This is a genomic window from Pseudomonas sp. CAU 1711 (genome assembly GCF_039888625.1).
Taxonomy (GTDB): domain Bacteria; phylum Pseudomonadota; class Gammaproteobacteria; order Pseudomonadales; family Pseudomonadaceae; genus Aquipseudomonas.
In genome coordinates this window covers 122,741-135,016 of sequence record NZ_JBDQQT010000008.1, presented here as the reverse complement: position 1 = coordinate 135,016, position 12,276 = coordinate 122,741, and the positions used below count along the sequence as shown (strand labels likewise).

The 12,276-nt window shown below is 66.7% G+C and carries 12 protein-coding genes and 1 tRNA gene; 8 read left to right on the top strand and 5 right to left on the bottom strand.

The genetic code is table 11. The features are described from left to right. Positions 1-8: 8 nt before the first annotated feature. Positions 9-1,421, bottom strand: coding sequence for a di-heme oxidoredictase family protein (locus AAFN46_RS11090; RefSeq protein WP_347808749.1), 1,413 nt, complete (start codon positions 1,419-1,421; stop codon positions 9-11). 156 nt (positions 1,422-1,577) lie between these two features. Then, positions 1,578-2,912: an imelysin family protein gene (locus tag AAFN46_RS11085; RefSeq protein WP_347808748.1), complete on the bottom strand. Its 1,335-nt coding sequence runs from the start codon at positions 2,910-2,912 to the stop codon at positions 1,578-1,580. A 152-nt stretch (positions 2,913-3,064) separates the two neighbouring features. Here AAFN46_RS11085 and AAFN46_RS11080 point away from each other — a divergent pair, with 152 nt between their 5' ends. Together AAFN46_RS11080 and AAFN46_RS11075 are read left to right on the top strand one after the other, a co-directional pair. Then, positions 3,065-3,637 (top strand): LemA family protein, encoded by a 573-nt coding sequence (locus AAFN46_RS11080; protein ID WP_347808747.1) that lies wholly within the window; start codon positions 3,065-3,067, stop codon positions 3,635-3,637. 1 nt (position 3,638) lies between these two features. Further along, positions 3,639-4,553: a GIDE domain-containing protein gene (locus AAFN46_RS11075; protein ID WP_347808746.1), complete on the top strand. Its 915-nt coding sequence runs from the start codon at positions 3,639-3,641 to the stop codon at positions 4,551-4,553. Positions 4,554-4,559: 6 nt separating this feature from the next. Here AAFN46_RS11075 and AAFN46_RS11070 read toward each other — a convergent pair whose 3' ends face one another. The 3 genes from AAFN46_RS11070 to AAFN46_RS11060 form a co-directional block, all read right to left on the bottom strand. Continuing rightward, positions 4,560-5,057, bottom strand: coding sequence for an RDD family protein (locus AAFN46_RS11070; protein WP_347808745.1), 498 nt, complete (start codon positions 5,055-5,057; stop codon positions 4,560-4,562). 134 nt (positions 5,058-5,191) lie between these two features. Continuing rightward, positions 5,192-5,404 carry a cold-shock protein gene (locus tag AAFN46_RS11065; protein WP_347808744.1) on the bottom strand — a complete coding sequence of 71 codons (213 nt, stop codon included), beginning with the start codon at positions 5,402-5,404 and terminating at the stop codon, positions 5,192-5,194. A gap of 256 nt (positions 5,405-5,660) precedes the next feature. Then, a tRNA-Leu gene (locus AAFN46_RS11060) sits at positions 5,661-5,745 on the bottom strand. Between the two features lie 271 nt (positions 5,746-6,016). Between AAFN46_RS11060 and queA the strand changes: the two genes are divergently transcribed. The 6 genes from queA (at position 6,017) to AAFN46_RS11030 (ending at position 12,222) form a co-directional block, all read left to right on the top strand. Beyond that, positions 6,017-7,072, top strand: a complete 1,056-nt coding sequence (gene queA, locus AAFN46_RS11055; RefSeq protein WP_347808743.1) for a tRNA preQ1(34) S-adenosylmethionine ribosyltransferase-isomerase QueA — start codon at positions 6,017-6,019, stop codon at positions 7,070-7,072. Between the two features lie 5 nt (positions 7,073-7,077). Beyond that, positions 7,078-8,196: a tRNA guanosine(34) transglycosylase Tgt gene (gene tgt / locus AAFN46_RS11050; protein WP_347808822.1), complete on the top strand. Its 1,119-nt coding sequence runs from the start codon at positions 7,078-7,080 to the stop codon at positions 8,194-8,196. A 108-nt stretch (positions 8,197-8,304) separates the two neighbouring features. After that, a complete protein-coding gene (yajC, locus tag AAFN46_RS11045; protein ID WP_347808742.1) occupies positions 8,305-8,646 on the top strand; it encodes a preprotein translocase subunit YajC in 342 nt (113 codons plus the stop codon). Positions 8,647-8,708: 62 nt separating this feature from the next. Continuing rightward, entirely contained in the window at positions 8,709-10,577 is a 1,869-nt protein-coding gene (gene secD / locus AAFN46_RS11040; protein ID WP_347808741.1) for a protein translocase subunit SecD, read from the top strand. Positions 10,578-10,590: 13 nt separating this feature from the next. Next, positions 10,591-11,499 carry a protein translocase subunit SecF gene (gene secF, locus AAFN46_RS11035; protein WP_347808740.1) on the top strand — a complete coding sequence of 303 codons (909 nt, stop codon included), beginning with the start codon at positions 10,591-10,593 and terminating at the stop codon, positions 11,497-11,499. Positions 11,500-11,676: 177 nt separating this feature from the next. Continuing rightward, positions 11,677-12,222, top strand: coding sequence for a glycine zipper 2TM domain-containing protein (locus AAFN46_RS11030; RefSeq protein ID WP_347808739.1), 546 nt, complete (start codon positions 11,677-11,679; stop codon positions 12,220-12,222). Positions 12,223-12,276 lie beyond the last annotated feature (54 nt).

The following is a 12,276-nucleotide window of genomic DNA, read 5'->3' as shown; positions in this document are numbered from 1 at the left end:
CGGGCTCCTTAGAGTGAGTTGAGGAAGGCCAGCAGCGCGTCGCGCTCGCCGGCAGCGAAGTCGACCACGGCCTGGCGCGAGCGTTCCGCCTCGCCGCCGTGCCAGAGGATGGCCTCCAGCAGGTTGCGGGCGCGGCCGTCGTGGAGGAACTGGGTGTGGCCGTTGACCGCCTCGGTCAGGCCTATGCCCCACAGCGGCGCGGTGCGCCACTGGCGACCGTTGGCGAGGAACTCGGGACGGCCGTCGGCCAGGCCCTCGCCCATATCGTGCAGTAATAGGTCCGTATAGGGGCGAATGGTCTGGCTGGCCAGCTCCGGCTCGGCCGCGTCGGTGGCGGTGACGAAACTGGGTGTGTGGCATTTCTGGCAGCCGGCGGCAGTGAACAGCTGCTTGCCGCGGCGCACTTCGAGGTCGTCCACGTCGCGGCGCGCCGGCACCGCCAGGTTGCGGCTGTAGAACAGCACGCTGGCGAGGATGTTGTCGCTCACCTCGGGGCTGCCGCCGTCGGGCAGGGTGCGGCAGTCGACCTGCGCCGCGGTGCAGTCGTCGCGCGCCAGCAGGCCGGTGGTCAGGCCCATGTCGCCGGCGAAGGCGTGCGCATTCTGCTGGTTGAGCCCGGGCTGGCCGGCCTTCCAGCCGAAGCGGCCGAGCACCGTTTCGCCGCGGGCATCGTCCCACACCCGGTTGGGCATGCCGCGGATGCCGTCGCCGTCGCTATCGTCCGGGTCGGCGGCCGCCAGGATCGCGCTTTCGGGGATGGCTTCGAGCAGGCCCAGGCCGATCATCGGCGGTGCCACCCGGGCGGAGAACAGGGCATCGGGGTGCAGTGGGCCGTAGCCCAGCTGGTCGATCAGCAGGCGCGGCTTGCGCAGCTCGATGACGCTGCCATCGGCGAGGGTGACCGGGTGTTTGTCGTACTCGACCCGCACCTTGCCCTCGGGAACGCTCCCCGGGTTGCTCATATCCTGCAGCTGGCCGCCGTAGACCGGCTCGGGCACCACGCCCAGGCGCCGGCGCAGCTCGGCATGGGCCGGCGAGTCGTCGCCGGCTATCGACAGGCGCACCAGCATGGAGGCGGCGCTGCGCGCGTTGGCCGGCGGCGGGTGGCCGCGACCGTCCTTGATATGGCAGTTCTGACAGGCGTTGGTGTTGAACAGCGGGCCCAGGCCATCGCGCGCGGTGGTGGTCGAGGGCGCTATCACCCAGGGGTTGCGGAAGAAGCTGTTGCCCACGGCGAACTCCAGGCGGCGCGAGGGCGCGAGGTTGGCCGAGGGCAGGGAGAAGGCGTTGTGGTCGCTCTGGCGCACCGTGGCGCTGCCGCCGGAAAGCGCCTCGCCGGGTTCGGCTGGCGGCGGCGTGCGCTCGCAGGCGGCGAGCAGCAGGGCCAGCGAGAGAAGGCAGGGGCGCAGCGGGGAGGACATCGGCGGAACCTGGTCGGCCAATCGGGTGGGCAATCTTAGCAGGCTAAGCAAGCTCGAATAAGAGCTATTTGCGTTCGTGTTGAGGTTGGATTGGTCCGGGCAATAAAAAACGGATGCGCCTTGTGGGCGCATCCGTCCTGGACAGCTCTGCGGATATCAGAACTGGTGATCGGCGGTGTCCGGGTTCAGGTCGCTGACGCCCAGTACGGCGGAGACCTTCTCGATGGCGCCGGTCTGCTTGACCAGGGCGGCGATGGCATCGCGCACCAGTTGCTGGCCCTGCGGGTTGTCGGCGGCGATCAGCTGGTCGAAGTGCACATCGTTCTTCTCGGCGCTGTCGACCAGGGCCTGCAGCTTGGCTTCGCTGGCCTCCAGGTCGGCCTTCAGGGTGGCGTCGGCCTGGGTGTCCAGCTTGGCCACCAGGGAGGACAGGCTCGGGCCGCTCAGGGTGGTGCCGTCGACCTTCCGGTACTCGCCCAGGTAGACGTTGCGCACGCCCTTGCCGTTGTAGAAGTGCGAGTTGTGGGTGTTGTCGCTGAAGCAGTCGTGCTCGTCCTCGGTGGAGCCCGCCTCCAGGGCGACCTTCATGCGCTCGCCGGCCAGTTCGCCGAGGGACAGGCTGCCCATGCCGAACAGCATCTTGCGCAGGCCGCTGTCGGCCGGTTCGGCTTCCAGGGTGGCGCGGTAGTTGCCTTCGACGCCGGCCTTCCACTGCTCGACCATGCTGTCCAGATCGGCCACCAGCAGGTCGACGGCGGCCTTCAGGTAGGCGCGGCGACGCTCGTTGTGGCCGCCGGTGGCGCCTTCGCCGACCATGAAGTCGCTGGCCGGGCGGGCGCCGGCGCCGGGGTTGGTGCCGTTCAGGTCCTGGCCCCAGAGGAGGAATTCGATGGCGTGGTAGCCGGTGGCGACGTTGGCCTCGGAGCCGCCCAGTTCGTTCAGCTCGGCCAGCTTCTCGCCGGTGATTTCGCTGACGTCGATCTTGTCTTCGCCGACCTGGATCTCGCTGTTGGCGATGATGTTGGCGCTGGCGCCCGGGTTGCCCAGGGCGTGCTGGTAGTCCTGGGCGACGTAATCGATCAGACCCTCGTCCAGCGGCCAGGCGTTGAGCTGGCCTTCCCAGTCGTCGACCACGGCGTTGCCGAAGCGGAACACCTCGCTCTGCATGTAGGGCACGCGGGCGGCCAGCCAGGCTTGCCTGGCGGCGCTCAGGGTCTCTGCACCGGGGTTGGCCAGCAGGGCGTCGACGGCGGCCTGCAGTTGCTTGCCGGTGCTGGCAGCGTCGCTGAACACGGCCAGGGCCAGGTCGGCGTAGTGGCTGACCACGGCCTTGGCGGCAGCCTGGTCGACCTTGCCGGCCGGGGTCGCGGCGCCAGTGGTGGCCGGAGCGGCGGCCTGCGGAGCGGCGGCTTCTTGCTTGTCGTCGCCGCAGCCGGCGAGGGTGATGGCGAGGGCCAGCAGGCTGGCGGTGGCCAGGGGCATGCGAGTCATGGCGGGGTCCTATGGTCTAGAGGGTGTGAGGCTGAAGGCACGCAATAATGCGAAAGATTTGCATTAAATGCAAAGGCGTTTTCCCTCTGCCGTCCTGTGGACCTGCGCCGTGCAGCCGTTAGAATGCCGACAGTTCACAAGGAGCGTTGCCCATGAGCCTCACCAGCGTCGCCGTACTCGTCGCCCTGTTTCTCCTCGCCGCCTGGGCGGTGGTTCTCTATAACGGCCTGGTGCGCCTCAAGCACGGGGTGAGCAAGGCCTGGTCGAACATCGATGTGCTGCTCAAGCAGCGCCACGACGAGCTGCCCAAGCTGGTGGAGACCTGCAAGCAGTATATGCAGCACGAGCGCACCACCCTGGAGCGGGTGATCGCCGCGCGCAGCGCCGTGGCCAGTGCCCGCGAGCAGCACGATGTCGGCGCCCTGGGCAGGGCCGAAACCAGCCTGCGCGCCGGCCTCGGTCAGCTGTTCGCCCTGGCCGAGAATTACCCCGATTTGAAGGCCAACGACAGCTTCCAGCACCTGCAGCAGCGCATCTCCGGCCTGGAGAACGCCATTGCCGACCGCCGCGAGCTGTACAACGAGGCGGTCAACCTGAACAACGTGCGCATCGAGCAGTTCCCGGATGTGATCCTGGCGCGTCTGTTCGCCTTCAAGGAGGCCGAGCTGCTGCGCTTCAGCGAGGAAGAGAAGGCCGACGTCGACCTCAAGTCGCTGTTCGGCTGAGATGGATATCGGCGGTCTGGCCATCAGCATGGCCTTCAGCGTCGGCGCCTGCGTCGGCGGCGGCTGGTGGTGCATCAAGCGCCTGTCCGAGGCGCGTTTCCTGCTCAACACGCCGACCTCGAAGATCCGCTCGGCGGCGCAGGGCTATGTCGAGCTCTACGGCGTGCTGCATGCGCTGGACAGCGGCGAGGTCGAGGCGCCGCTGAGCGGGCTGCCCTGTCTGTGGTGGCGCTACAAGATCGAGGAGTACGACGACGACGGCAAGCGGCGCAGTTGGCGGGTGGTCGAGAGTGGCACCAGCGAGGCCTGGCTGCGCCTGCGCGACGCCACCGGCGAATGCCTGGTCAATCCCAAGGGTGCCGAGGTCAGGCCCAGTACCCGCCAGGTCTGGCGCGGCAGCGAACGTCACCCGCGCGGCATGAGTCGCGACGCCGGGCTGCTCGGCCGGCTGTTCTCCGCCAGCGAGTACCGTTACACCGAGGAGCGCCTGCATGCGGGGCAGCCGCTCTACGCCATCGGCGACTTCGTGACCCGAGGTGGCGTGGAGAACTTCGATCTGACCCTGGCCCAGGGCGCCGTGGTGCGCGAGTGGAAGAGCGATTTCAGCGGCATGCTGCAGCGTTTCGACAGCAATGGCGATGGTCAGCTGGACCCGCAGGAGTGGGAGCGCATGCGCGAGTCGGCGCGCGCCGAGGCCCAGCGTCGCCACCGCGCGCGTGGCGAAACGCCGGTGCATCACCAGCTGCGCAAGCCGGGCGAGTCCTATCCCTTCATCCTGTCGTGCGGCGGCGAGGACGAGCTGGCCCGCGGCTTCTACTGGCAGGCGGCCGGCGGCGCGCTGTTATGCATGCTCGGCGCCCTGGCCAGCGCCTGGCTGATCGGCAACGTGCTGTTGCCGGGGTTGGCCGCCGGCTGAGCGTGGCTACTGCTTGTGGCTGCCCTTGGGCAGTTGCACCACCCGGCTTTCCGAATAGATGTCGTGCCAGCTGCGCCCGCTCTTGTCCCACAGCATCCACAGGAAGCCCAGGCCGCAGAACAGCCAGGAACCGATGGCGACCACGAAGCGCAGCAGCGCCTGCCACAGGCTGATGGCCGAACCGTCGGCGTTCTGGATGCGCAGGCCCCAGGCCTGCATGCCCAGCGTCTGGCCGTTGTGGGTCCAGAACTTGGCGAAGAAGGCGAACAGGCTGAGCAGTGCCAGGCTGGCCAGCATGGGGTCGTTGTCCAGGGCGCCGGCCTGGGACAGCTCAAGCAGGCGCTCGCTGCCATGGATCAGGCGCAGCAGGCCCTGCTGATAGAACAGGCCGACCACCATGACCAGGGCGACGCACAGCAGGAAGTCGTAGAAGATCGCGGCGAAGCGGCGGATCGGGCCGGCGACGGGGAAGTCGCCCTGGGGGCGCAGCAGGTGCTTGGGCATGGCGGGCTCGCGGCGGAAACGGATTGCGCGCGATTGTACGGGGCGGCACCGCCTGGCACAAAAGCCGGGCGCGGCGCTCGGGCACAAAAAAGCCCCCGATGTCGCCATCGGAGGCTCTTTCGCAGCAGCAGCGATTAGCCCAGAACCTGGACCTTGTCAGCTTGCATGCCTTTCTGGCCTTGCACGGCTTCGAAGGTGACCTTCTGGCCTTCTTTCAGGCTACGGAAGCCGGTGCCTTCGATAGCGCGGAAGTGCACGAACAGATCCGGACCGCTCTCGGGAGTGATGAAGCCGAAGCCCTTCTCGTCGTTGAACCACTTGACGGTGCCGGTTTGACGATTCGACATGTCTTATTTCCTTGAAACTAGAGTTGATGACAGCCTCTTGTGCTTCTGGCACGAGAGGGCTGGAACTGGTTGCAGAGAGTAAGAGAAGTCGAGCGGGATGTAGCGGATCTAGGATCTACTGCACCAGGTCACGATTCAAGGCGACCCATGCAAACACAGTTGGCTCACTCTACGCTAACTCAAACGGATTTGCCAACCCCCTTGGAAGGGCTGATTCCAGAGGCTTTGCAGGCGATTTGGGAGGGAAGAAAAAGCGTGGTGCCCCGGGAGAGACTCGAACTCTCACTTCTTTCGAAAACGGATTTTGAATCCGCCGCGTCTACCGATTCCGCCACCGAGGCACGATGGCCGCGCAGTATAGGGAGGCGCTAGGAGAGGGTCAATTGGGCTGAGCCTGTCTGCCCCCGGCTTTCGCGCGCGGAATTGGTGCCCGCGCGCTTGTGCGCTCTCCCTGCCGCCGCATGGCGGGTCAGGGCTACGCTGGCCGGGCCGAGGCCGACGTGACGAGGATGTATGCTGGTTCTGCCGCGCAGGGCGCCCTTCAGTCGGAGGGTGCATGGTCCGACGAGGCGCTTTCCGGTAAGCTCTGCGCCCCCTGCGAGACTGACCCAGATGCGTGTTGCCGACTTCCATTTCGACCTGCCCGACGACCTGATCGCCCGCCACCCGTTGGCCGAGCGGCGTGCCAGCCGCCTGCTGGTGCTGGATGGTGAGAGCGGTGCCCTGGCCCATCGGCAGTTCGCCGACCTGCTGGAGTACCTGCGCCCCGGCGACCTGATGGTATTCAACGACACCCGGGTGATCCCGGCGCGGCTGTTCGGCCAGAAGGCATCCGGCGGCAAGCTGGAGATCCTGGTCGAGCGCGTGCTGGACGAGCATCGGGTGCTGGCCCATGTGCGTTCGAGCAAGTCGCCCAAGCCGGGCTCGCTGATCCATATAGAAGGTGGCGGCGAGGCCGAGATGCTGGCCCGCCACGATGCGCTGTTCGAGCTGCGCTTCGCCGAGGCGGTGCTGCCGCTGCTGGAGCGGGTCGGCCACATGCCGCTGCCGCCCTATATCGACCGCCCCGACGAGGCGGCCGACCGCGAGCGCTACCAGACCGTGTATGCCGACAAGGGCAAGGCCGGCGCGGTGGCCGCGCCGACCGCCGGCCTGCACTTCGACGAGGCGTTGCTGGCGGCGATTGGCGCCAAGGGCGTGGAGAGCGCCTTCGTCACCCTGCACGTCGGCGCCGGTACCTTCCAGCCGGTGCGGGTCGAACGCATCGAGGATCACCACATGCACCGCGAGTGGCTGCAGGTCGACCAGGCCGTGGTCGATGCCGTGGCGGCCTGCAGGGCGCGCGGCGGTAGGGTGATCGCCGTGGGTACCACCAGCGTGCGTTCGCTGGAGAGCGCGGCGCGCGACGGCGAGCTCAGGGCCTTCAGCGGCGACACCGACATCTTTCTCTATCCGGGCAAGCGCTTCCATGTGGTCGATGCCCTGGTCACCAACTTCCACCTGCCGGAGTCGACCCTGCTGATGCTGGTTTCGGCCTTCGCCGGCTACCCGCAAACCATGGCCGCCTACGCCGCGGCGGTGGAGCAGCGCTACCGCTTCTTCAGCTATGGCGATGCCATGTTCATTACCCGCAATCCCGCTCCGCGCGGGCCCGAGGAAACTCCATGAGCCATATGTCCTTCGAGCTGCTGGCCACCGACGGCCGTGCCCGTCGCGGCCGCCTGACCTTCCCGCGCGGCGTGGTGGAAACGCCGGCCTTCATGCCGGTGGGCACCTACGGCACGGTCAAGGGCATGCTGCCGCGCGACATCGGCGAGATCGGCGCGCAGATCATCCTCGGCAACACCTTCCACCTGTGGCTGCGTCCGGGCACCGAGGTGATCAAGCGCCACGGCGACCTGCACGACTTCATGCAGTGGCAGGGGCCGATCCTCACCGACTCCGGCGGCTTCCAGGTGTTCAGTCTGGGCGCCATGCGCAAGATCAAGGAGGAGGGCGTGTACTTCTCCTCGCCGGTGGACGGCGCCAAGGTGTTCATGGGTCCCGAGGAGTCGATGCGGGTGCAGCGCGACCTGGGCTCGGACATCGTGATGATCTTCGATGAGTGCACCCCGTATCCGGCCGACTTCGATACCGCCAAGCGCTCCATGGAGTTGTCGCTGCGCTGGGCCAAGCGCTCGAAGAATGCCCACGAGGGCAATCCCTCGGCGCTGTTCGGCATCGTCCAGGGCGGCATGCACGAGGAGCTGCGCCTGCGCTCGCTGGAAGGATTGATGGAGATCGGCTTCGACGGCCTGGCCATCGGCGGCCTGTCGGTGGGCGAGCCGAAGGAGGAGATGATTCGCGTGCTGGACTTCCTGCCGCCGCATCTGCCCGCCGACAAGCCGCGCTACCTGATGGGCGTGGGCAAGCCGGAAGACCTGGTCGAGGGCGTGCGCCGCGGGGTGGACATGTTCGACTGCGTGATGCCGACCCGCAATGCGCGCAATGGCCACCTGTTCATCGAGACGGGGGTGATCAAGATCCGCAATGCCGTGCACAAGCACGACGATTCGCCGCTGGATCCGAGCTGCGACTGTTACACCTGCAAACACTTCTCCCGCGCCTACCTGCATCACCTGGACAAGTGCGGCGAAATGCTGGGAAGCATGCTGAATACCATCCACAACTTGCGCCATTACCAGCGTCTGATGGCTGGTTTGCGCGAGGCAATTCAACAGGGTACATTGGCCGCCTTCGTCGATGCCTTCTATGCCCGGCGCGGCCTGCAGACGCCGCCGCTGGAGCCCTGACGGGATTGAAATCGGCCGGGCGGCACCCCACTAAGAGGTGTCCCCGTTCCCGCCGCTAGCATGCGCGCGACCACATCTGCTTCAAGACCTCGCAACTAGGAGTTTTCCATGAGCTTTCTGATTCCCGCCGCCTATGCCGACGCCGCCGCCCCGGCCGCAGCCGCCGGTCCCGCCGGCAGCGGTTTCGAGTGGGTGTTTCTGATCGGCTTCCTGGTCATCTTCTACCTGATGATCTGGCGCCCCCAGGCCAAGCGTGCCAAGGAGCACAAGAACCTGCTCGGCAGCCTGCAGAAGGGCGACGAGGTGGTGACCAGCGGTGGCATCGTCGGCAAGGTCAACAAGGTGACCGACGACTTCGTGGTGGTGGAAATCGCCGACAACGTCGAGCTGAAGTTCCAGAAGCAGGCCATCGCGGCGACTCTGCCGAAGGGCACGCTGAAGTCCATCTAACGACCCATCAGTTCATCATCGCGGGGCGCCATTGGCGCCCCGTGTCATAAGCGGGCGCTCTCATGCTCAACAAATTCCCCCTGTGGAAATATCTGCTGATCCTGGCCGTGCTGGCGATCGGCTTCATCTATTCGGCTCCCAACCTCTACCCGGACGACCCGGCCATCCAGATCAGTGGTGTCAGCACCGCCCTGGAGGTGAGCCAGGCGGAACTGGATCGCGTCGGCAAGGCGCTCGATGAGGCCGGCTTCGCGGTTAAGTCGGCCCGCCTGACCAAGCAGGGCAAGGGCGCCCTGCTGCGCCTGGTGCGCCAGGAGGATCAGCTGCCGGCCAAGGAGCTGGCGCGCCGGCTGCTGGGTGACGAGTATGTGGTGGCGCTGAACCTGGCGCCGACCACTCCCCAGTGGCTGCGCAACCTCGGCGCGGGGCCGATGAAGCTGGGCCTGGACCTGTCCGGTGGCGTGCACTTCCTGCTGGAAGTGGACATGGACAAGGCCATGGATGCCCGCCTCAAGGTCTACGAGAGCGAGATCAAGAGCCTGTTGCGCAAGGAGCGCGCGCGCTACCGCAGCCTGCCGCAGCAGGACGGCGCCATCCAGCTGGGCTTCGCCGACGTCGAGGCGCTGGAGCAGGCACGGAGCCTGGTGCGCAAGAACTTCAACGACTTCGACCTGAGCGCCGAGGAACGCGGCGGTCAGCAGGTGCTGCGCGTGGCGCTGAGCGAGGCCAAGCGCGCGGAGATTCGCGAGTACTCGATCAAGCAGAACCTCACCACCGTGCGCAATCGGGTCAACGAGCTGGGCGTGGCCGAGCCGCTGGTGCAGCGCCAGGGCGCCAACCGCATCGTGGTCGAGCTGCCGGGCGTGCAGGACACCGCCGAGGCCAAGCGTATCCTCGGCAAGACCGCCAATCTGGAGTTCCGTCTGCAGGCCGAGCCAGATGCGGCGCGCGCCTCCACCGAGAGCTTCGAGTTCCGCGAGCCCGGGCGCCTGCCGGTCGAGCTGGAGCGTAGCCTGATCATCACCGGCGACCAGGTCACCGACGCCCAGGCCAGTTACGACGAGAACGGTCGCCCGCAGGTCAACATCCGTCTGGACGGCCACGGTGGCGACCTGATGAACCGCGCCACCCGCAACAACGTCGGACGCAGCATGGCGGTGATCTTCATCGAGCAGAAGCCGATGACCCGCTATGTGCGTCAGGTGGTCGAGGGCGTCGAGAAGGAAGTGCCGGTCCAGACTTTCAAGGAAGAGAAGAAGATCATCAGCCTGGCGACCATTCAGTCGCCGCTGGGCAGCAGCTTCCGCATCACCGGCCTGAACGGTCAGGGCGAGTCCTCCGAGCTGGCCCTGCTGCTGCGCGCCGGCGGCCTGGCGGCGCCGATGTACTTCGCCGAGGAGCGCACCATCGGCCCGAGCCTGGGCGCGGACAATATCGCCAAGGGCATCGATGCCTCGCTCTGGGGCATGCTGTTCGTCTCCCTGTTCATCGTCGCCATCTACCGTTTCTTCGGCGTGCTGGCGACCTTCGCCCTGGGCCTGAACATGGTGACGCTGGTGGCGTTGATGTCGGCGCTGGGCGCGACCCTGACCCTGCCGGGCATCGCCGGTATCGTGCTGACCATGGGCATGGCGGTGGACGCCAACGTGCTGATCTTCTCGCGCATTCGCGAGGAGCTGGCCAATGGCATGTCGGTGCAGCGCGCTATTCACGAGGGCTTCGACCGGGCCTTCTCGGCGATCCTAGACGGCAACCTGACCACCCTGCTGGTCGGCGGAATCCTGTTCGCCATGGGTACCGGGCCGGTCAAGGGCTTCGCCGTGACCATGTCGCTCGGCATCATCACCTCGATGTTCACGGCCATCTTCGTGACTCGTGCCATGGTCAACCTGATCTTCGGTGGCCGTGATTTCAAGAAGCTGTGGATCTAAGGGGCGGCCTGCGATGAAACGTGTAATCAACTTCATGGGGGTCCGCAACGTTGCCTTCGCGGTGACGGTGCTGTTGACCCTGATCTCCCTCGGCAGTCTGGCGATCAAGGGGCTGAACTTCGGCCTGGACTTCACCGGCGGCACGCTGATCGAATTGAACTACGAGCAGCCGGCGGACCTGGGCAAGGTGCGCGGCCAGCTGGCCGAGGCCGGTTATGGCGAGGCGGTGGTGCAGCACTTCGGCGCCACCACCGATGTGGTGGTGCGCCTGCAGGGCGACGATCCGCAGCTGGGCAACAAGCTGGCCGAGGCGCTGGGCAAGGTCGGCGGCGAGCGCTTCAGCGTCAAGCGCGTCGAGTTCGTCGGCCCCGCGGTGGGCGAGGAGCTGCGCGATCAGGGCGGCCTGGGCATGCTCCTGGCCCTCGGCGGCATCCTGGTCTACGTGGCCTTCCGCTTCCAGTGGAAGTTCGGCTTCGGCGCCATCGTCTCGCTGATCCACGACGTGATCGTCACCCTGGGCGTGTTCTCCTTCTTCCAGATCCCCTTCGACCTGACCGTGCTGGCCGCCGTGCTGGCGTTGATCGGCTACTCGCTGAACGACACCATCGTGGTGTTCGACCGTATCCGCGAGAACTTCCGGGTGCTGCGCAAGGCCGAGCTGATCGAGAACATCAACATCTCCACCACCCAGACCCTGCTGCGCACCATGGCCACCTCGCTCTCCACCCTGCTGGCGATCGTCGCGCTGATGCTGTTCGCCGGCGAGAACCTGTGGGGCTTCTCCCTGGCGCTGTTCATCGGGGTCGCCGCGGGCACCTACTCCTCGGTATACATCGCCAGTACCCTGCTGATCTGGCTGAATCTGACCCGCGAGGACCTGATCCCGCCGGTCGAGGCGGAAGAGGTGGACGAGCGTCCCTGACGCCCGCGCGTGGCGCCCGAGGCCCGGCTTATGCCGGGCCTCGTCGTTTCACGCTTGTGAGGGGCATCCCATTTGTCGACTCTGGCGCTCGCGGGCAGGAACTCGCCTGTCGGGCGCTCATCCAAGGCAGGGAATAGGGGCGAAAATCAGCCCGGTCGCGTGCCTGAGGAGGTTGGGATGAACAAGTCGATGATCGTGGGTGCGGTGCTGGGGGCCGTTGGCGTTACCGCTGGAGGCGCGGTGGCCACCTACAGCCTGGTCAGTGGCCCGCAGTATGCCGAGGTGCTGGCCGTGCAGCCGGTCAAGGAAACCGTCAAGACGCCGCGCGAGGTGTGCAAGGACGTCACGGTGACCCGTCAGCGTCCGGTCAAGGATCAGCATCAGATCGCCGGCACGGTGATCGGCGCGGTGGCAGGCGGCCTGCTGGGCAACCAGGTCGGCGGCGGCAGCGGCAAGAAGATCGCCACGGTGGCCGGTGCGGTCGGCGGCGGCTATGCCGGCAACAAGGTGCAGGAGGGCATGCAGGAGCGTGACACCTACACCACCACCGAAACCCGCTGCAACACGGTGATGGATACCAGCGAGAAGCTGATCGGCTACGACGTGAAGTATCAGCTGGGCGAGCAGATCGGTCAGGTGCGCATGGATCGCGATCCGGGCGCGCGGATTCCGGTCAATGCCCAGGGTCAGCTGGTGCTGGTGCAGCAGACGACCGCTCAGTAAGCGCACCGCAATGAAAAAACCGCCCTTCGGGGCGGTTTTCGTTTGGCCTGGCCG